The sequence below is a fragment of the Enterobacter cloacae complex sp. P1B genome, from assembly GCF_014982345.1.
Classification (GTDB): domain Bacteria; phylum Pseudomonadota; class Gammaproteobacteria; order Enterobacterales; family Enterobacteriaceae; genus Enterobacter; species Enterobacter bugandensis.
In genome coordinates, this window is sequence record NZ_JADCLF010000009.1 from 69,157 (window position 1) to 88,084 (window position 18,928).

General features: G+C 58.0%; 19 protein-coding genes. 3 read left to right on the forward strand and 16 right to left on the reverse strand.

The features are described 5' to 3' along the window. Positions 1 to 83 precede the first annotated feature (83 nt). The 5 genes from gntU to INF77_RS10795 all read right to left on the reverse strand — a co-directional run bounded on the left by gntU (position 84) and on the right by INF77_RS10795 (position 5,025). Positions 84 to 1,424 carry a gluconate transporter gene (gene gntU / locus INF77_RS10775; RefSeq protein ID WP_023295539.1) on the reverse strand — a complete coding sequence of 447 codons (1,341 nt, stop codon included), beginning with the start codon at positions 1,422 to 1,424 and terminating at the stop codon, positions 84 to 86. A 3-nt stretch (positions 1,425 to 1,427) separates the two neighbouring features. Further along, positions 1,428 to 1,955 (reverse strand): gluconokinase, encoded by a 528-nt coding sequence (gntK, locus tag INF77_RS10780; RefSeq protein WP_045260947.1) that lies wholly within the window; start codon positions 1,953 to 1,955, stop codon positions 1,428 to 1,430. Positions 1,956 to 2,081: 126 nt separating this feature from the next. After that, complete coding sequence (gene gntR / locus INF77_RS10785; protein ID WP_041911546.1) at positions 2,082 to 3,077, reverse strand: gluconate operon transcriptional repressor GntR; 996 nt, start codon at positions 3,075 to 3,077, stop codon at positions 2,082 to 2,084. Between the two features lie 91 nt (positions 3,078 to 3,168). Then, positions 3,169 to 3,864, reverse strand: a complete 696-nt coding sequence (locus INF77_RS10790; RefSeq protein WP_003861565.1) for a pirin family protein — start codon at positions 3,862 to 3,864, stop codon at positions 3,169 to 3,171. A 123-nt stretch (positions 3,865 to 3,987) separates the two neighbouring features. Next, positions 3,988 to 5,025, reverse strand: a complete 1,038-nt coding sequence (locus INF77_RS10795) for an oxidoreductase (protein WP_049137655.1) — start codon at positions 5,023 to 5,025, stop codon at positions 3,988 to 3,990. A gap of 256 nt (positions 5,026 to 5,281) precedes the next feature. On the opposite strand from INF77_RS10795, the gene yhhY reads away from it, so the two are divergent. Further along, entirely contained in the window at positions 5,282 to 5,770 is a 489-nt protein-coding gene (yhhY, locus tag INF77_RS10800) for an N-acetyltransferase (RefSeq protein ID WP_063155548.1), read from the forward strand. Positions 5,771 to 5,818: 48 nt separating this feature from the next. On the opposite strand, the gene ggt is transcribed toward yhhY, so the two are convergent. Next, the gene (gene ggt, locus INF77_RS10805; protein WP_074171895.1) at positions 5,819 to 7,564 is read right to left on the reverse strand and encodes a gamma-glutamyltransferase; all 1,746 of its coding nucleotides are present in this window, start codon (positions 7,562 to 7,564) and stop codon (positions 5,819 to 5,821) included. A 123-nt stretch (positions 7,565 to 7,687) separates the two neighbouring features. Here ggt and INF77_RS10810 point away from each other — a divergent pair, with 123 nt between their 5' ends. Further along, positions 7,688 to 8,059 (forward strand): DUF2756 family protein, encoded by a 372-nt coding sequence (locus INF77_RS10810; protein ID WP_045260950.1) that lies wholly within the window; start codon positions 7,688 to 7,690, stop codon positions 8,057 to 8,059. On the opposite strand, the gene ugpQ is transcribed toward INF77_RS10810, so the two are convergent. From ugpQ to livK, 10 genes are all read right to left on the reverse strand, one after another. Beyond that, positions 8,049 to 8,789, reverse strand: a complete 741-nt coding sequence (gene ugpQ / locus INF77_RS10815) for a glycerophosphodiester phosphodiesterase (RefSeq protein ID WP_193532246.1) — start codon at positions 8,787 to 8,789, stop codon at positions 8,049 to 8,051. The genes INF77_RS10810 and ugpQ overlap by 11 nt on opposite strands. Then, entirely contained in the window at positions 8,786 to 9,856 is a 1,071-nt protein-coding gene (locus INF77_RS10820) for a sn-glycerol-3-phosphate import ATP-binding protein UgpC (protein WP_193532245.1), read from the reverse strand. The genes ugpQ and INF77_RS10820 overlap by 4 nt, the downstream gene beginning before the upstream one ends. 1 nt (position 9,857) lies before the next feature. Then, positions 9,858 to 10,703: a sn-glycerol-3-phosphate ABC transporter permease UgpE gene (ugpE, locus tag INF77_RS10825; RefSeq protein WP_028015153.1), complete on the reverse strand. Its 846-nt coding sequence runs from the start codon at positions 10,701 to 10,703 to the stop codon at positions 9,858 to 9,860. Beyond that, positions 10,700 to 11,587 (reverse strand): sn-glycerol-3-phosphate ABC transporter permease UgpA, encoded by an 888-nt coding sequence (ugpA, locus tag INF77_RS10830; protein ID WP_023618241.1) that lies wholly within the window; start codon positions 11,585 to 11,587, stop codon positions 10,700 to 10,702. The genes ugpE and ugpA overlap by 4 nt, the downstream gene beginning before the upstream one ends. Positions 11,588 to 11,693: 106 nt before the next feature. Further along, positions 11,694 to 13,010, reverse strand: coding sequence for a sn-glycerol-3-phosphate ABC transporter substrate-binding protein UgpB (gene ugpB / locus INF77_RS10835; protein WP_023310025.1), 1,317 nt, complete (start codon positions 13,008 to 13,010; stop codon positions 11,694 to 11,696). Positions 13,011 to 13,255: 245 nt separating this feature from the next. After that, complete coding sequence (gene livF / locus INF77_RS10840) at positions 13,256 to 13,969, reverse strand: high-affinity branched-chain amino acid ABC transporter ATP-binding protein LivF (RefSeq protein WP_008500102.1); 714 nt, start codon at positions 13,967 to 13,969, stop codon at positions 13,256 to 13,258. A 1-nt stretch (position 13,970) separates the two neighbouring features. Further along, positions 13,971 to 14,738: a high-affinity branched-chain amino acid ABC transporter ATP-binding protein LivG gene (livG, locus tag INF77_RS10845; protein ID WP_046886787.1), complete on the reverse strand. Its 768-nt coding sequence runs from the start codon at positions 14,736 to 14,738 to the stop codon at positions 13,971 to 13,973. Further along, the gene (livM, locus tag INF77_RS10850; RefSeq protein WP_041911555.1) at positions 14,735 to 16,012 is read right to left on the reverse strand and encodes a branched chain amino acid ABC transporter permease LivM; all 1,278 of its coding nucleotides are present in this window, start codon (positions 16,010 to 16,012) and stop codon (positions 14,735 to 14,737) included. The genes livG and livM overlap by 4 nt, the downstream gene beginning before the upstream one ends. Further along, on the reverse strand, positions 16,009 to 16,935 hold the full coding sequence (gene livH, locus INF77_RS10855) for a high-affinity branched-chain amino acid ABC transporter permease LivH (protein ID WP_193067174.1): 927 nt from the start codon (positions 16,933 to 16,935) through the stop codon (positions 16,009 to 16,011). The genes livM and livH overlap by 4 nt, the downstream gene beginning before the upstream one ends. A 46-nt stretch (positions 16,936 to 16,981) precedes the next feature. Continuing rightward, positions 16,982 to 18,091: a high-affinity branched-chain amino acid ABC transporter substrate-binding protein LivK gene (livK, locus tag INF77_RS10860; protein WP_028015146.1), complete on the reverse strand. Its 1,110-nt coding sequence runs from the start codon at positions 18,089 to 18,091 to the stop codon at positions 16,982 to 16,984. 424 nt (positions 18,092 to 18,515) lie between these two features. Between livK and panM the strand changes: the two genes are divergently transcribed. After that, positions 18,516 to 18,905 (forward strand): aspartate 1-decarboxylase autocleavage activator PanM, encoded by a 390-nt coding sequence (gene panM, locus INF77_RS10865; protein ID WP_193532244.1) that lies wholly within the window; start codon positions 18,516 to 18,518, stop codon positions 18,903 to 18,905. Positions 18,906 to 18,928 lie beyond the last annotated feature (23 nt).

Genomic DNA, 18,928 nt, shown 5'->3' on the forward strand with positions numbered 1-18,928 from the left:
CCGGCCTGATGCCCTGGATAATAAAAAAGGCCCGGTAAGCGCTGACGCTACCGGGCCTTTTTTGCCTTGTTAAATCATTGCATTTAGCTGAGCAGCGTAAAGGCAATCATCCCGACAATGGCCCCGGTGGTGCCGAGGATGGTTTCCATCAGCGTCCAGGTTTTCAGCGTTTGCGCTTCGGTCGCGCCGGTAAACTTGCCGAACAGCCAGAAGCCGGCGTCGTTAACGTGCGAGACGACAATCGAACCGCCCGCGATGCAGATAGACAGCGCGGCCATCTGGGCACCGGAGTAGTTGAGCTGTTCAATTACCGGCATCACCAGACCCACGGCGGTTAAGCACGCCACGGTGGCGGAACCCTGAATGATGCGCACCGCCGCAGCCAGCACGAAGCAGGTTACCGCAATCGGCAGGCCCATTCCGGTCAGTGCTTCACCCAGAGCCGGGCCCACGCCGGAATCCACCAGCACCTGCTTGAACACGCCGCCTGCACCGATAACCAGCAGGATAATCCCCGCAGGCTGCAGCGCCGCACCGCAGATCTCCATCACCCGGTCTTTTGGCATCCCTTGACGCATCGCCAGGCCGTAAATCGCCACCAGGCACGCCACCAGGATCGCCGTGAACGGGTGACCAATGAACTCAAACCATTCGTAGGCGGTAGAACCGACCGGCACAAAGCGCGCGGCGATGGTTTTCAGGCCCACCAGCACCAGCGGGAGCAGGATCAAAGAAAGGCTAAAGCCGAATGACGGCATTTTGCCTTCGCCCAGGTGCGGCTCGGAGATGTCGTCCGGGATGTGCAGCTCAACGTAACGGCTGATGAAGTTGCCCCACAGCGGCCCGGCAATAATCATCCCCGGGATGGCCGCACACAGGCCAATCAGGATCATCCAGCCAAAGTCGGCGTGCATCTGGGAGGCCAGCAGCATCGGCGCCGGCCCTGGCAGCAGAAACGCCGCAGCCGCCGCCACGCCCGCAAACAGCGGAATGACCAGCTTCACGAGGTTAGTGCCGGTATGGCGCGCCATGGAGAAGGCGACGCTGATGAGCAGCACCACCGCCACTTCGAAGAACAGCGGCAGTGCGCAAATCAGACCGGCCAGGCCAATCGCGTAGTGCGCGCGGCTGTGCCCGAAGGATTTGAGCATTTTGACGGCAATCTGGTCGACCGCGCCCGTCTCATGCAGAATCTTGCCAAACATCGCGCCCAGCGCGACCACAATCGCCAGGAAGCCCAGCGTGCCTCCCATCCCTTTTTCCATCGTCGCGGCGATCTTGTCGAGCGGCATACCGGAAAAGAGACCTGCACCAATAGAAACCACCATCAAAGCAACGAAAGCGTGCATACGCGCCTTCATCACTAAAAACAGCAGCAGCAATACCGAACCCACTGCTGTCAAAACTAGCGTTAATGTACTCAAAACTTACTGCCTTTTGTTAATGACCTCGATGGTGCTGGCTACAACACCTTCCAGCGGCTGATCGATATCAACCACTAAGACGTCTTTTTCATCTTCACCCGGCTCCTGAAGCGCTTCGAACTGCGTCACCAGCATCTGGGTTTTAAAGAAGTGGCCTTTACGCGCTTTCAGACGGCTTTCAATCACCCCGAAATCGCCTTTCAGGTAGATGAACGAGAGGTTCGGATTGCCGTCGCGCAGCAGGTCGCGGTAGGTTTTTTTCAGCGCGGAGCAGACGATCAGGGAAACTTTGTTGGTGCGCTGCATCGCGAACGCGGCGTCATTCAGCGCCTGCAACCACGGTTTGCGGTCGTCATCGTTCAGCGGTTCGCCGGAGGCCATTTTCATGATGTTGCTGCGCGGATGGAGGAAGTCACCATCAAGAAACGCAGCCTGAAGTTGATGCGCCACTTCGCTCGCCACGGCAGATTTACCGCTACCGGACACGCCCATCAGGACGTAAACGTGGTGATCGTGATTAGTCGTGCTCAAAGGGTGTCCCTCAGTCAATTGTTACGGGTAACAGTTATCGGTAACATTGTCCTGCTGGGGCAAAAGAGAAGCAATATCCAAACGTGCGCGAAGTGAATAAGTGTGAGCTACTTCAAATTTGTCAGTTCAAATAGATCCACCCGGTGACAAGGTGAAACCTAAATCTAACATTTTAGGGGTAACCGTCTCTCCACGAATGCGCGCCAGCAGGCGTTCTGCACCAATGCGGCCCATGCGTTCACGCGGTGTCAGAACGCTCGCCAGACGCGGCTCCATCACCTGACCAATATCGTGGCCGTGGAAGCCGGCAATCGCCATATCCTCAGGGATCTTCAACCCCAGACGCTGGCATTCGAACGCTGCACCGACCGCAAGGTCATCGTTGGTACAGAAAATACCGTCCAGTTGCGGATACTCGCGTCGTGCCTGACGCATCAGCTCAATACCCGAGGTGTAAGATGAGGACTGCTCCACCATCACGCTGTACGGGGTTAAATTTGCGTCGAGCATCGCCTGCTCGTATCCCTTCTGTTTGATGATAGTACGTTCATCAAGACGCGCACCCAAGTAGGCAATATGACGATGACCACGGGCGATGATCGCCGCTGTCATCTGACGAGCCGCTTCAAAGTTATCGAACCCAACGGCGATGTCGAGGCATGGCGACTGGCTGTCCATGAGCTCCACCACCGGAATACCGGCGACTTCAATCATTTTGAGCGTGCGCGGCGTGTGGGTACGTTCGGTTAAAATCAGACCGTCAATGTTCCAGGAAAGCATTGATTCAAGACGTTCCTCTTCCAGTTCCGGCTTGTACCCATAGTGAGCGAGCATGGTCTGGTAGCCAAACGCATCGGTGACGCTTTCAATGCCGCGCAGAACTTCAGCGAAAACCTGGTTGGTCAGGGAAGGAAGCAGAACGCCCACCGCACGGCTGGTCGCATTGGAGAGAATATCGGGGGCGCGGTTGGGAATATAACCCAGTTCATCAAGGGCGGCGGCAATCTTGCCACGCAACGCCACGGAAACCTGTTCCGGGTTACGTAAAAAACGGCTGACCGTCATTTTGGTCACACCGACGCGATCGGCGACATCCTGAAGTACGGGGCGTTTCTTTTTCATCGTCCTGAGAAATCTTGAAGTGAGAGATTTGCTCAGTTTATCACGGACAAAGCTCAACCTTCCCCGTTTAAAGGGAAGGTTGAGAAATTATTTAGACCGGAGGCAGGTCAAACAGCAGGATTTCGCTTTCGCTGTCGGCGTGCACGGAGAGCGCCTGCTCATCCCAGACGGCCAGACCATCGGCGGTGGTGGCTTTGGTGCCGTTGATAGACACTTCCCCTTTCACCACCTGGATCCAGACGCGGCGGTTGGCGGCAATCTGGTGCACGGACTGTTCGTCTTTCGCCAGCGCCCAGCGGTACAGCTCCATATCCTGATGCACTTTCAGGGAACCTTCACGCGCGTCCGGGGACAGCACCAGCTGTTTGCCCTGTTTCGCGTCGAAGCGGCGCTGCTCGTAGCGTGGCGTGATGCCGGTCTCTTCTGGAATGATCCAGATTTGATACAGGTGCAATTTTTCCGTTTTGCTCGGGTTGTACTCAGAGTGACGCACCCCGGTACCCGCGCTCATAATCTGGAACTCGCCCGCCGGCACCTGCTCTTTGTTGCCCATGCTGTCCTGGTGCTCAACCGCCCCTTCCAGCACGTAGGTCAGGATTTCCATGTCTTTGTGCGGGTGGGTACCGAAGCCCTGGCCTGCATCAATCACGTCGTCGTTAATCACGCGCAGCGCGGAGAAGCCCATGAAGTTCGGGTCGTAGTAGTCGGCAAACGAGAATGAATGCCATGAGTCCAGCCAGCCATGATTTGCGTGACCGCGTTCGTTTGCTTTGCGTAAGTAGATCATTGTTTTCACCCTCAGTTCGTTTCGATGGAGTAAGTGTGGACTCAAACGGTCGGGGATCATAGAGGGTGAAAATTGACTCCTCTGTTCAAAAATTATGAACAAGCCCAGAGGAGTCGTTTTTGCTTATTTCGCGAGGGTTACCGTGGCAGGAGAAGCCTGCTCGAAGGCCCGTTCAAGGATTTCAAGGTTGGTCAAAACGTCAGATTCCTTGACGTAATTCGGCGCGCCGCTGGTAAGGGTTTCATACAGCGCATCGTAGACGCGGCCATAGTCGCCGGTTTCCGGTTTCAGCTCTTCTTTGACCGTTACGCCCTCATCGTTCACATACTCCAGCACGCCCACGGAATCGTCCGCCGCAAAGCCCGGTTCGCCCGGCATGATGTTGGCCTTCAGGCTGGTCTCCTGCTGGTCAATGCCGTACTTAATGAACGAACCTTTGGTGCCATGAACGATAAATTTTGGGTAGTCGATTTTCACCAGATGACTGGTTTTAACGATAGCCTTAAGGTCGCCGTAGAACAGCTGCGCCTCGAAGGTGTCGTCCGGGTTGGCTTTATTGCGCAGGCTGCGGATGTCGTAAGCCACGTGGTCCGGGCGGCCAAACAGGGAGATGATCTGGTCCATGGTGTGTACGCCCAGACCATAGAACGAGCCGTCCTGCGGCAGGCCGGGCTGGGTTTCCGCCACCGGGCGGTAGTAATCGAAGTGGCTTTCGATTTCCACAATGTCGCCAAGCTTGCCGCTCTCAATCGCCTTTTTCGCCGTCAGGAAACAGCTGTCAAAGCGACGGTTCTGATACGGTGTGACGGTCAGCCCTTTGTTTTTCGCCAGCGTAAACAGCGCTTTCGCTTCGGCAATGGTCGGGGTGAACGGCTTTTCCACCAGCACGTTCTTCCCCGCTTCGAGCGCGCGTTTCGCATAGTCAAAATGGCTGTCGGCATGGGTGCAGACAACCACCAGCTTTACCTGCGGGTCATTCAATACTTCATCGAGATCGCTGGTGAAGTGAATGTGGGAATACTGCGGGGATTGCTCTTCCGGCTTCGCGCGGCGGCGGTAAATATGGGCCACATGCCAGGTATCTTTACGGTGGAGGACATACGGAAGGTGGTAACGCGTGGTGCTTTTGCCAAATCCAATAAATGCGCAATGTAGTGTCATGGCTCAGTCCTTTTAGAAGGTTACTGAGTTTAACCATAACAAAAAAAAAGCCAGCGAGAAGCTGGCTAAAGTAATACTGGAAGCAATGTGAGCAATGTCGTGCTTTCAGGTTCCCGTAGGGGTCCTCCTGAATGCAAAGCAATAATAATCATTCTCATTCGCACTTGTCCAATACTTTTTGCAAAAAATAGCGGTTGACTCAAATTTTAAAGTCATTGATGTTGGAGGGGACTTTTAACCGACTGAGGAACAAGGAATGAGTGAGATAGTGATACGCCACGCTGAACCGAGAGATTACGATGCCATTCGTCAGATCCACGCCCAGCCGGAGGTGTACCACAACACGCTACAGGTTCCTCATCCCTCAGAGCAGATGTGGCATGACCGGCTAACCGATCAGCCCGGCATTAAACAGCTGGTGGCTTGTATCGACGGGACCGTCGCCGGGCACCTGTGCATTGCCGTCGCACAACGCCCGCGTCGCAGCCACGTTGCCGATTTCGGTATTTGTGTGGGTGCGCAATGGCAAAATCGGGGCGTTGCCAGCGCGCTGATGCGAACCATGATTGATATGTGCGACAACTGGCTGCGCGTCGATCGCATTGAATTAACGGTATTTGTTGATAACGAACCGGCAATCGCGGTGTACAAAAAGCACGGGTTCGTAATTGAAGGCACCGGCAAGCGCTACGCCCTGCGCAACGGCGAATATGTGGACGCGTACTTCATGGCGAGAATGAAGTGACACACTCCCCTCTCCCCTTTGGGGAGAGGGTTAGAGTGAGGGGAATAATCAGTACCCCGCCGTCAAATCATCCACCGAACGCGGATCCGACGCGCCAAACAGCGCGCCGTCTGGCCCCACCATAATGCTCTGGGTGCTGCCCATCGCCTCTTTCACCGCAACCTTCTGTCCGCGCTGCTCCAGCAGCTTGATGGTGTCCGGGCTAAAGCCCTTCTCCACGCGCAGTTCATCCGGCAGCCACTGATGATGGAAACGCGGCGCATTGGTCGCCTCGGCGACGTTCATGCCAAAGTCGATGCTGTTCACCACCATTTGTAGCACGGTAGTTATGATGCGGCTCCCGCCAGGGCTGCCGGTCACCAGCCAGGTTTTCCCGTCTTTCACCACGATGGTTGGCGACATGGACGACAGCGGACGCTTCTTCGGCCCCACCGCATTCGCATCGCCGCCGACCAGCCCGTAGACGTTTGGCACGCCCGGCTTGGCGGAGAAGTCATCCATCTCGTTGTTCAGCAGAATGCCGCTGTTACCCGCTACGATCCCGGTGCCAAAGGTGGTGTTGAGCGTATAGGTTACCGCCACCGCATTGCCGTCTTTATCCACCACCGAGAAGTGGGTGGTCTGGTTGCTTTCATACGGCGCCAGCTTGCCGGGGCGGATCTCGCTCGACGGCTTAGCCTTGTTGATGTCGATCTGATCGGCAATGGATTTTGCATACGCCTTGTTGGTCAGCGCCTGCCACGGCACCTTCACGAAGTCCGGATCGCCGAGGTATTCCGAACGGTCGGCATAGGCGCGTTTTTCCGCCTCCGCCATCACCTGCATGGCATCCGCGCTGCCGAAGCCGAACTTGTGCATATCAAAGTTTTCAAGAATATTGAGGATCTGCACGATGTGAATGCCCCCGGAGGACGGCGGCGGCATGGAGAACACCTCGTAGCCGCGATAGGTGCCGCTAATCGGCTCGCGCTCCACCGCCCTGTATTCCGCCAGATCCGCTTTGGTGATAAGCCCGCCGTTCTTCTGCATCTCTTCGGCAATCTGGTCGGCAATCGCCCCTTTGTAGAACGCGTCCGGGCCGTGCTCCGCAATCAGCTCCAGGCTTTTGGCGAGATTCTTCTGTACCAGCTTATCGCCCTTCTTCAGCGGCTCACCGTCCTTCCAGAAGATCGCCTTGCTGTTTTCGTGATTGGGAATGACTTCACTGCCGTAGGTCTTGAGGTCGTCCGCCAGGGCGTCATTGACCACAAAGCCCTCCCGCGCCAGCCTGATGGCAGGCTGCACCACCTTGTTCAGCGGCATCGTGCCGTATTTTTCCAGCGCCAGCGAGAAGCCCGCAACGGTGCCCGGCGTGCCGGAGGCGAGGTGCGAGGTCAGGGATTTTTTGCTGTCAGGGTTACCCTGGTCGTCGAGGAACATATCGCGGGACGCCTGAGAAGGCGCCATTTCGCGGAAGTCGATGGCCGTGGTTTTGCCGTCTTTGGTGCGCAGCATCATAAAGCCACCGCCGCCCAGATTCCCCGCCTGCGGGTGCGTTACCGCCAGCGCGTACCCGACCGCGACCGCTGCATCCACCGCGTTACCGCCCTGCTTAAGAATATCGACGCCCACTTGGGTCGCCAGCGCGTCAACCGAGGCCACCATGCCGTGCGTGGCCCGCACGGGGTGAAAAACATCCTCCTCCACGCCGTAAGAGACGGGAGGAGCGGCGGGCGGGTTGGCCGCCACGGTAAATGTGCCGCCTGCCATCAGCGCGGCGATGGCGACCCAGCGCAAGAAGGTTGGTTTCATCATTATTGTTCTCCAGGTGAAGGAATCCATATTCCCCGCTTAAGCCTGGTTCACAACTCCTAAAAAATCATCGTCATGGTGAAATCAGGGTAAACTTAAGAGAGGCCTCAAGAGGAGGAAATGACAATGAAACGCTTGATGATTATTGCGGCGCTGATCCCGTTTGCCGCGCTCGCACAGCCACTCAACACCATGAACAACCCGAACCAGCAGGGTTATGTCATCCCGAGCCAGCAGCGTATGCAGACCGAGATGATGAGCCAGCAACAGCAGCAGAAAGGGATGCTCAATCAGCAACTGAGAACGCAGACCCAGATGCAGCAGCAGAGCCTGCAAAACCAGATGAACGCCAACACCCAGCGCGTGCAGCAGGGACAGGTGCGCGAGCAGCCGCTGCCAAATAAAAACGGCGGGATGTTAGGGGGCGGGATGTCGCAAAGCAGCGGTCAGCAGCATATGCTGCCGACCCAGCAGAACGGCAGTATGCTCAATAAATAAATTTCGGGCCGATCTGGTCAATCGCATCGGTACAGATACTGTCCACGCCCCAGCGCAGCAGCTCGGCTGCGCGCTGGGGTTTGTTAACGGTGTAGACCAGAATATGCAGACCTGCGTCTTTCAGCATTTTCACCCGCGCCTCATCCAGCAGCTTGTGGTTCAGATGGATAGAGACGCAGCCTAAGCGGCCCGTCAGTTCACGCCAGTCCTCACGCCACTCGTCCAGCAGCAGCCCGCGCGGCAGCTCAGGTACAGCTGCCTGTGCGGCCTCCAGCGCGTCGATGTCAAACGACGACAGCAGCGGCGCGGTCATGCCTTCCCACAGCTCGCGCGCGGCAAGGGCAATCACTTTGCCCGTCAGCGGCCCGGTGCCGGTGGTCGGCTTAATTTCAATGTTGGCCATCATGCCATGTAGACGACACCGGTCTGCCACCTCCGCCAGCAGCGGCAGCGGTTCGCCTTTGAACTCCCCGCTGAACCAGCTTCCGGCGTCCACCTTCAGCAGATCGCGCCACGGCAGTTCACCCGCCACGCCCCAGCCGTTGCTGGTGCGTTCAAGATTGTCGTCATGCAGCAGGAAAATTTCGCCGTCCTTCGACAGCTTGGCGTCGAACTCGATCATCGTGTGGCCGTAGCGCGCGCCGACATCGATCGCCGCCAGGGTGTTTTCCGGGGCCAGCTTACCGCCGCCACGGTGGGCGACGATGTGGGGGTAAGGCCAGTTGCTCATACTCGTTGTCCTGTTTCACCGTCAAAAAGGTGCAGATGGTTTTCCGGCAGGTGGAGCCACAGCGTGCTGCCCGCTTTCGGGCGCTCCTGATGCGCCAGGCGCACCACCATTTTTTGCTCGCCCCAGCGCCCGTGCGCCAGGTTATCTGCACCCAACATCTCCAGCGTGTCCATCACCAGCGGCACGCCGCCGTCCGCCTCAGAGGTTAAACCAATATGCTCGGGGCGGATACCGAGCGTCATCTTACGCCCGGCGTAGCCACGATAGTACCAGTTGATCGGCAGCGCCATCCCGCTTTCCAGTTCAAAGTGGGTGCCCGCGCTGCTGATGCGCCCTTCCAGCAGGTTCATCGCCGGGCTGCCGATAAAGCTCGCCACAAAGCGGGTGGCCGGTTTTTCGTACACTTCCACCGGGGTGCCAATCTGCTCGGCAACGCCTTTGTTCATCACCATAACGCGCTGGGCGAGAGTCATGGCTTCGACCTGATCGTGGGTCACGTACAGAGACGTTGTTTTAAGACGACGGTGCAGTTGCTGCAATTCGAGGCGCATCTGTACGCGCAGCTTGGCGTCGAGGTTAGAAAGCGGCTCGTCGAACAGGAATACCGCCGGGTCACGCACGATAGCGCGCCCCATTGCCACGCGCTGGCGCTGGCCGCCGGAGAGCTCGCGCGGGCGGCGCTTCAGCAGGCCGTCCAGCTCAAGAATGCGCGCGGCCTCTTTCACGCGCTCCTCGATATGGCCTTTACCCATGCCGCGGATTTTCAGCCCCCAGGCCATGTTCTCTTCCACGCTCATGTGCGGATAGAGGGCGTAGTTCTGGAACACCATCGCGATGCCCCTGTCTTTCGGCTCCATCTCGGTGACGCGCTGGCGGTCAATCCAGATGTCCCCCGAGGTCACGCGCTCCAGCCCCGCCACCATGCGCAGCAGCGTGGACTTCCCGCAGCCGGACGGGCCGACCATCACGATAAATTCGCCGTCCGCCACGTCGAGCGTCAGCGGCTGAATGACCTGGGTTTTACCGTCCCAGCTTTTGGTAACTGCCTGAAGTTTTAAACCTGCCATCTTATTTCTCGCTATCGACCAGGCCGCGGACAAACGCGCGCTGCATGGCTAAAACAATGACTACGGGTGGGATTAGGGTGAGCAGCATCGCCGCCATCACCTGGTTCCAGAGGGTGGTGCCTTCACCGGTGGCAATCATGCCTTTGATGCCCGCCACGGCGGTGCCGAGGTTGACGTCCTGAATAATCAGCAGCGGCCACAGGTACTGGTTCCAGCCGTAGATAAAGGTGATCACAAACAGCGCCGCAAGGTTGGTTTTCGACAGCGGCAGCACGATGTCGCGGAAGAAGCGCATCGGGGAGGCACCGTCGATGCGCGCGGCCTCAATCAGCTCGTCCGGCAGGGTCATAAAGAACTGGCGGAACAGGAAGGTGGCGGTCGCCGAGGCCATCAGCGGCAGGGTTAAGCCCGCGTAGCTGTCCAGCATCTTCAGGTTGGCAATCACCTCCACCGTCGGGAAGATACGCACCTCCACCGGCAGCATCAGGGTGATGAAAATCATCCAGAAGAACAGGTTACGCAGCGGAAAGCGAAACCAGACGATGGCGAAGGCCGAGAGCATCGACACCGTGATTTTGCCCACCGTAATGCCGAACGCCATGATGAAGCTGTTGAGCATCATCAGCCAGAACGGCGCGCTGTTGGCGCCCACGCCCTGGGTCCAGATGGTTTTCATGTTCTCGAAAAGATGCCCGCCCGGGATCAGCGTCATCGGCGTGTCGAACACCGCTTTGGTGTCCAGCGTGGCGGCGACAAAGGCCACGTACAGCGGGAACAGGATGACGATAATCCCTAAAATCAGCATGGTATGGCTGAAAATCGTCAGCCCGCGACGGTTCTCAATCATTGGTAGCGCACCTTACTTTCAACATAGCGGAACTGCACCACCGTGAGGATGATGACGAGGAACATCAGCACGACGGACTGGGCGGCAGAAGCAGAGAGATCCAGCCCCGCAAAACCTTCGCGGTAGATCTTATAAATAAGCGTCGTTGTCGCCTGCACCGGGCCGCCCGCGGTGGCGGCGTCGATCACCGGGAAGGTGTCGAAGAAGGCGTACACGAGGTTCACCACCAGCAGGAAGAAGCTCACCGGGGCAATCAGCGGCAGGGACAGCCTGAAGAAGCGCCGAATCGGCCCTGCGCCGTCAATCGCGGCGGCCTCCACCAGCGAGCGCGGAATGGACTGCAGCGCGGCAAAGAAGAACAGGAAGTTATAGCTAATCTGCTTCCACACCGAGGCGAACACCACCAGGAACATCGCCTGACCGCTGTTCTGGGCGTGGTTCCAGTCGTAGCCGAACTCTGCCAGGAAGTGAGTAATCAGCCCGCGTCCGGGGTTAAACAGGAAGATCCACAGCACAGCGGCAACGGCGGGGGCCACGGCGTAAGGCAGCAGCATCAGGGTCTGATACAGGCGGCTGCCGCGCACCACGTAATCCACCAGCGCGGCGAAAAACAGCGAGGCAACAAGACCGCTCACGGTGACCAGCGCGCTGAACTTCATCGTCGTCCAGAAGGAGTCCAGGTAGTAGCTGTCATGGAATAGCGCGGTAAAGTTGTCCAGCCCGACGAACTGGCTGGAGAGCCCGAACGGATCGACGCTTTGTACCGAGTACCACAGCGCTTCGCCCGCAGGCCAGATAAAGAAGATAACGGTGATGACCAGCTGAGGCGCGACCAACAGGTACGGCAGCCAGCGGGAGCGAAACACCGGACGAGATGAGGACATGGAGATTGGGTTCCTGAACAATGCCGGGTGGCGGCTGCGCCTTACCCGGCCTGGATGGGGCACGTCGTAGGCCCGGTAAGCGCAGCGCCACCGGGCGAATCACAAATTACGATTTCGTCGACTGCTCAAAGCGGCGCAGCAGCTGATTCCCGCGCTCTACTGCGGAATCCAGCGCCTGCTGCGGGGTTTTCTTCCCGGTCCACACGCTTTCCAGCTCTTCATCCACGATGGTGCGGATCTGCGGCATGTTGCCCAGACGCAGGCCTTTAGTGAACGGCAACGGCGGCTTGTTCAGCATCTGACGCGTCGCGATGTCCGCGCCCGGGTTTTTGCTGTAGAAGCCCTGCTCGCGGGTCAGGTCGTACGCGGCTTTGGTGATCGGCAGGTAGCCGGTCTTCTGGTGCCATTCAGCAGCGTTTTCCGGCTTGGCCAGGAAATCGAGGAACTCGGCGACGCCTTTGTAGGTGCCCTTATCTTTACCCTGCATCACCCACAGGCTCGCCCCGCCGATGATGGCGTTCTGCGGCGCGCCCTTCACGTCAGCGTCGTACGGCATCATGCCCACGCCGTAGTTGAATTTGGCGTAGTGACGAATATCCGCCAGCGAGCCGGACGAGGCGGTGGTAATGGCGCAGTCGCCGTTGTAGAACTTCTCGGTGGATTCGTCTTTACGCCCGAAGTAGCTGAAGTCGCCCTTCTTGTTCAGATCGGCAAGCAGCGCAATGTGCTTCACCTGCTCCGGTTTGTTGAACTCGAGTACCGCATCGGTGCCATCGAAGCCGTTGTTTTTGGTGGCAACCGGCAGGCCGTGCCAGGCGCTGAAGTTCTCAATCTGGATCCAGCCCTGCCAGCCGCTGGCGTAGCCGCACTTCATGCCCGCCGCTTTCAGCTTCGCGGTGTATTCGGCCAGGTCCTGCCAGGTTTTTGGCGGCTGCTCCGGATCTAAACCGGCTTTTTTGAAGGCGTCTTTGTTGTAGTACAGCACCGGCGTGGAGCTGTTAAACGGCTGGGACAGCAGGTGACCGGTTTTGGAATCGGTGTAGTAACCCGCTACGGTCGGCACGAACTGGGATTCATCGAAGTTGATACCCGCCTCTTTGAACACTTCATACACCGGCTTGATAGCTTTCGAGGCCATCATGGTGGCGGTGCCCACTTCATACACCTGTAACAGCGCAGGCGCGTTGCCGGTACGGAAGGCGGCGATGCCCGCGCTCAGGCTCTGCTCGTAGTTACCTTTGTACACCGGCACAATTTTGTAATCCGGGTGGGTGTCGTTGAAACGCTGCGCCAGGGAGTCAACCTCTTTACCCAACTCCCCTTCCATGGAATGCCAGAACGGAATGGTGGTCACAGCCATTGCGTTCGTCGCAAAAGCCAGACCCAGTGCCAGACCCAAAGCTGTGTGTCGTAACGATGTCATTGTCATCTCTCTTATTGTGCCGGATGCGCGATATCACGCGTTTTATGCTCGCGAGGTAACATGACATGCTCGAATGACAGAAAAATAACTGTTTGTTTACAGATAAGTGACAGTAAAGGGTCAGGGGGATGATGGTTGTGTGAAGGGGGTTTATGTGAAAAAGCCGGGTGGCGGCTACGCCTTACCCGGCCTACTCGATCCCTGTAGGCCCGGTAAGCGCAGCGCCACCGGGCGATAAAGACGGCTCAGCCGCCCAGGTAAGCGCTCCGCACCGCTTCGTTCGCCAGCAGCGCATCGCCGGTGTCTTCCAGCACCACGCGGCCGTTCTCCAGCACGTAGCCACGGTCAGCGAGCTTCAGCGCCTGGTTGGCGTTCTGCTCGACGAGGAAGATGGTCATCCCCTCTTTACGCAACTGCTCGATGGTGTCGAAGATCTGCTGGATGATGATCGGCGCCAGACCGAGCGACGGTTCATCCAGAAGCAGCAGACGCGGCTGGCTCATCAGCGCTCGGCCAATCGCCAGCATCTGCTGTTCACCGCCGGACATGGTGCCCGCACGCTGAATGCGGCGCTCCCACAGGCGCGGGAAGAGTTCGTACACCCACTTGATGCGGGTCTGGTATTCATCGCGGTGAGCGAAGAACCCGCCCATCGCCAGGTTCTCTTCCACCGTCATACGTGAAAACACGCGGCGCCCTTCCGGGACAATCGCCACCGCCTCGCGCATGATTCTGGCGGTCTGCCAGTCGGTAATGTCTTTACCATCGAACACAATCCGCCCGCTGGTGGCGCGCGGGTCGCCGCACAGGGTGCCGAGCAGCGTGGTTTTGCCCGCGCCGTTGGCGCCAATCAGGGTAACGATTTCACCCTGATTGATGTGCAGGCTGACGTCGTGCAGCGCCTGGATCTTGCCGTAGTGCGCATTGACCTTGTCGAACGTTAACATCGCTTTTTCCATCTTATGCCTCACCAAGGTATGCGCGGATCACGTCCGGGTTGTTGCGGATCTCTTCCGGCGTGCCGTTTGCCAGCGGCGTGCCCTGGTTAACCACGTAGATACGGTCCGAAATACCCATCACCAGCTTCATGTCGTGCTCAATCAGCAGGATGGTGGTGTCGTGATGATCGCGCAGCTCGGCAATCAGCTCGTCCAGCTCTTTGGTCTCTTTTGGGTTGAGGCCGGCCGCCGGTTCGTCGAGCATCAGGATCTCCGGCTGGGTCACCATGCAGCGCACGATCTCCAGTCGACGCTGGTCGCCATAGGCCAGGTTGCTCGCCTGACGGTTGGCGTGCTGGAGCAGGCCGATACGGTCGAGCCAGGTGGCGGCGCGATCGAGCGCCTCCTCCTGCGCGCGGCGGAAGGCCGGGGTTTTCAGCAGGCCGGAGAACAGGCCGGTTTTCAGCTGCTGATGCTGTGCCACCAGCAGGTTCTCAATCACCGTCATCTCGCGGAACAGGCGCACGTGCTGGAAGGTACGCACCACGCCCATGCGGGCAATCTGCTGGCCCGGCAGCCCTTCAAGGTGCTGTTCGCGCAGCATGATGGTGCCGCCCGTCGGCTTGTAGAAACCGGTCAGGCAGTTAAAGACCGTGGTTTTCCCCGCGCCGTTCGGGCCAATCAGGGAGACGATCTCTTTTTTATGCAGGTCCAGGTTCACGTTGTTGACCGCCAGCAGGCCGCCAAAACGCATCATCAGACCGTTTACGGATAATAATGGCTGACTCATGCCTGCTCTCCTTTCGCTTCCACATTCTTAAGCTTCAGCTGTGGACGCGTCATCGGCAGCAGACCCTGCGGACGCCAGATCATCATCAGCACCATCAAACCACCCAGCATCAGCATGCTGTATTCGTTAAAGTCGCGCATTAGCTCGCGGGAGACCACCAGCAGGATGGCCGCGAGGATAACGGCGAACTGCGAGCCCATCCCACCGAGTACCACAATCGCCAGCACAAAGGCCGATTCGGCAAAGGTGAACGACTCGGGGCTGACGAAGCCCTGGCGCGCGGCGAACAGCGTGCCGGCGAAACCGGCAAACGCGGCGCTGATGGTGAACGCGGTCAGTTTGATGCGGGTCGGGTTCAGGCCCAGAGAGCGGCAGGCGATCTCATCTTCGCGCAGCGCTTCCCACGCTCGGCCCAGCGGCATGCGCAGCAGGCGGTTGATCACGAACAGGGTGATGACCACCAGCAGCAGTGCCACCAGGTAGAGCCAGATCACGCGGTCAGAGGGATCATATTTGATGCCGAAGAAGTTGCTGAAGGTATCCCAGCCGCCTTCGCGGGCGGTACGGCTGAACTCCAGGCCGAAGAAGGTCGGCTTCGGGATCTGGCTGATGCCGTTCGGGCCGCCGGTCACTTCGGTGTTGTTGAGCAGCAGGATACGGACGATTTCACCGAAGCCTAAGGTCACAATCGCCAGGTAGTCACCGCGCAGGCGCAGCACCGGGAAGCCGAGCAGGAAGCCTGCGGCGGCAGAGACCAGCCCCGCCAGCGGCAGGCAGGTCCAGAAGCCCAGGCCGTAATAGTGGTTCAGCAGCGCGAAGGTGTACGCGCCGATAGCGTAGAAACCGCCGTAGCCCAGCACCAGCAGGCCGGACAGCCCCACCACCACGTTCAGACCGAGGCCGAGGATCACGTAAATCATGGTCAGGGTGGCGATGTCCACCGTGCCGCGCGACACCATAAACGGCCACGCCACGGCAGCCACCAGCAGCGCCACGAGGAACAGCTTCTGCTTAACGGTAGAACCGTCGATAGCCGGCAGGACGAATTTCGGTCCGGAGACATTTTTCAGCGTCTTCTGGAACAGCGGGCGCAGCAGCTGGAACAGGAACACCACGGCGGTGCCGATAAAGACCCACTGCCAGCGAATATCAGCTGCAGTATCGACAACGAGTTTGGTACCATTCAGCTCAAGCTGGACGCCCATAAAGACGCTGGCCAGCACGAAGAACATGGCGGCAGAGAGCAGCGCCATTGCAAAATGCATCGGTTTCATACTTTCTCTACCTCCGGACGGCCCAGAATACCGGTAGGCATCACCAGCAGAACCAGAATCAGCAGGGCAAACGACACCACGTCTTTATATTCGGTGCTCAGGTACGCCGAGGAGAGCGCTTCCGCCACGCCCAGGATCAGGCCACCGATCATCGCGCCCGGAATGCTGCCGATGCCGCCCAGTACCGCCGCGGTGAAGGCTTTCATCCCGGCCATAAAGCCGATGTACGGGTTAATTACGCCGTAGAACTGGCCGAGCAGCACGCCAGCCACCGCCGCCATCGCCGCGCCAATCACGAAGGTCAGGGCGATTACGCGGTCGGTGTTGATGCCGAGCAGGCTCGCCATCTTCAGGTCTTCCGCACACGCGCGGCAGGCGCGTCCCATGCGGGAGTAGCGGATGAACAGGGTCAGGGCGAGCATGGCGACAAAGGTCACGATCCAGATCACCAGCTGCATCGTGGTAATAGAGGCAGAGAAGTTTTCGCTGGCCCCCACAATCCACTGGCCGTTAAACAGGCTTGGCAGCGCCACGTCGCGCGAACCTTCGGTCAGGCTGACGTAGTTTTGCAGGAAGATCGACATCCCGATCGCGGAAATCAGCGCAATAAGACGCTTGGAGCTGCGCACCGGCCGGTAGGCCACGCGTTCGATGCTCCAGCCGTAGGCGCTGGCGATCACGATCGCGCCAACAAACCCGGCGGCGACCAGCAGCCAGCTGCTGTCGATGCCCATCATCATCAGCGCGGCGATAATCATAAAGGAGACGTAGCTACCGATCATGTACACCTCGCCGTGGGCGAAGTTGATCATGCCGATAATGCCGTAAACCATCGTATAGCCGATGGCGATCAGCGCGTAGGTGCTTCCCAGCGTGACGCCGTTAAACATCTGCTGCAAAAAGTAGAGAAACTGCTCGGACATATGCAAACCTTTTTATACCCGCCCGGTGAGCCGGGCGGTGGGATAATTATTTGGCGACCGAGGACGAACCGTCGGCGTGCCACTTAAAGACACCAAACTCAAATCCCTTCAGATCGCCTTTCTCATCCCAGTTCAGCGGCCCAATCACGGTGTTCGCCCCGTGTGCTTTTAAATCTTTCACCAGATCCAGCGGCTCTTTGCTGCCGGTACGCTCCAGCGCGGTTGCCAGAGACTGCACGGCCGCGTAGGTGATCCAGACGTATGGACCACTCGGATCTTTCTTCTGCGCCTTGAGCGCATCCACGATAGCCTTGTTGGCCGGATCCTGGTCATAGCGTTTTGGCATCGTCACCAGCATGCCTTCGGCAGAATCCCCTGCGATGTTCGACAGGGAGGCGTTGCCCACGCCCTCTGGCCCCATAAACTGGGTTTTCAGACCGGTGGCGCGCGCCTGGCGCAGCATCTGGCCCATTTCCGGGTAGTAGCCACCGTAGTAGACGAAGTCGATGTTCTCTTTTTGCAGACGGGCGATCAGCGCGGAAAAATCTTTTTCGCCTGCGGTAATGCCGTCGAAGAAGACGATGTTCGCGCCGCCTTTTTTCAGGCCGTCCTGCACGGAGCGCGCCAGGCCTTCGCCGTATTGCTGCTTGTCATGAATGATGGCGATACGCTGTGGCTTAACGGTCTCGAGGATGTATTTGGCCGCGGTTGGCCCCTGGGAGGAGTCCAGCCCGGCGGTACGCATGATGTGCTGGTAACCGCGCTGGGTCAGCTCCGGGTTGGTGGCACCCGGAGTGATCATCAAAATACCTTCGTCTTCGTAGATATCGGACGCGGGCTGGGTGGAGGATGAGCACAGGTGGCCGATGACGTACTGAATCCCGTCGTTGACGATTTTGTTGGCGACCGCAACGGCCTGTTTCGGATCGCAGGCGTCGTCATACTCCACGCCCACCAGCTTGTCGCCCTTGATGCCGCCTTTGGCGTTGATGTCTTTGATGGCCTGACGCGCGCCGTTAAACTCCATGTCACCCCACTGGGCAACAGGGCCGGACATCGCACCGACTACCGCAACTTTAATCTCTTCCGCCATGGCCGCATGCGAGATCGCCAGTGCAACCATTCCCGCGATAAATGTCTTCGCGTTCCTTTTCATCTCAGAATCCCCATTCGTGATGTCGTGTTTATATTTTGTTTTATTATGGTTAAAAAGCATTCTGTACTTTTAATGAACAACGCTATTTTTACCAGTGCCTTTAATGGTTTAGCGCAGTTTTTTGTCAAAAACCAGACTAAAATCTCTATTTTTCAGGCGATTAAGGAAAGATAATATTCTGAAATCAGGCAGAGATAAACAAATAAAAGTGCAGTTTGCAGCATAAAATAACGGTACAAAGCGCCGAATAAATCACTGCCATTCAGGTTAAAATTCTGCTTATTTTTCGATCCATGTGTTTTCACACTGCCCATTGCGTTGCTAAAAAACTAATCACCTGGCGTATGAGAATAAAAAGAGGAAGCCGCTAAGTGAATAAATTGAGTACACTGCCTCTACTCAATTTGATTTGGACAAGTAGCTAATGAAACTGACTATCGTGCGTCTGGTGACCTTTAGCGACCAGGATCATATCGACCTGGGCAAGATCTGGCCGGAATATTCCCCTTCCTCGCTGCATGTCGACGAGAACCATCGCATTTATGCCGCGCGCTTCAACGAGCGCCTGCTGGCCGCGGTTCGCGTGACCCTGAGCGGCACGGAGGGAGCGCTGGACTCGCTGCGCGTGCGTGACGTGACCCGTCGTCGCGGTGTGGGACAGTATTTAATTGAAGAAGTGATCCGCGAAAACCCGAGCGTGACCTCATGGTGGATGGCCGACGTGGGCGTGGAAGACCGCGACGTCATGGCGGCGTTTATGCAGGCGTTAGGGTTTACGGCGCAGGAGAGCGGGTGGGAGAAGCGTTTGGGATGAATTGTGCGGTGCGGCATGATGCC

Coding starts and splice junctions, on each gene's coding strand:
- gntR (WP_041911546.1), bottom strand. CDS start 3,077: ATGAAAAAGAAACGCCCCGTACTTCAGGATGTCGCCGATCGCGTCGGT.
- INF77_RS10790 (WP_003861565.1), bottom strand. CDS start 3,864: ATGATCTACTTACGCAAAGCAAACGAACGCGGTCACGCAAATCATGGC.
- INF77_RS10795 (WP_049137655.1), bottom strand. CDS start 5,025: ATGACACTACATTGCGCATTTATTGGATTTGGCAAAAGCACCACGCGT.
- yhhY (WP_063155548.1), top strand. CDS start 5,282: ATGAGTGAGATAGTGATACGCCACGCTGAACCGAGAGATTACGATGCC.
- ggt (WP_074171895.1), bottom strand. CDS start 7,564: ATGATGAAACCAACCTTCTTGCGCTGGGTCGCCATCGCCGCGCTGATG.
- INF77_RS10810 (WP_045260950.1), top strand. CDS start 7,688: ATGAAACGCTTGATGATTATTGCGGCGCTGATCCCGTTTGCCGCGCTC.
- ugpQ (WP_193532246.1), bottom strand. CDS start 8,789: ATGAGCAACTGGCCTTACCCCCACATCGTCGCCCACCGTGGCGGCGGT.
- INF77_RS10820 (WP_193532245.1), bottom strand. CDS start 9,856: ATGGCAGGTTTAAAACTTCAGGCAGTTACCAAAAGCTGGGACGGTAAA.
- ugpE (WP_028015153.1), bottom strand. CDS start 10,703: ATGATTGAGAACCGTCGCGGGCTGACGATTTTCAGCCATACCATGCTG.
- ugpA (WP_023618241.1), bottom strand. CDS start 11,587: ATGTCCTCATCTCGTCCGGTGTTTCGCTCCCGCTGGCTGCCGTACCTG.
- ugpB (WP_023310025.1), bottom strand. CDS start 13,010: ATGACATCGTTACGACACACAGCTTTGGGTCTGGCACTGGGTCTGGCT.
- livF (WP_008500102.1), bottom strand. CDS start 13,969: ATGGAAAAAGCGATGTTAACGTTCGACAAGGTCAATGCGCACTACGGC.
- livG (WP_046886787.1), bottom strand. CDS start 14,738: ATGAGTCAGCCATTATTATCCGTAAACGGTCTGATGATGCGTTTTGGC.
- livM (WP_041911555.1), bottom strand. CDS start 16,012: ATGAAACCGATGCATTTTGCAATGGCGCTGCTCTCTGCCGCCATGTTC.
- livH (WP_193067174.1), bottom strand. CDS start 16,935: ATGTCCGAGCAGTTTCTCTACTTTTTGCAGCAGATGTTTAACGGCGTC.
- livK (WP_028015146.1), bottom strand. CDS start 18,091: ATGAAAAGGAACGCGAAGACATTTATCGCGGGAATGGTTGCACTGGCG.
- panM (WP_193532244.1), top strand. CDS start 18,516: ATGAAACTGACTATCGTGCGTCTGGTGACCTTTAGCGACCAGGATCAT.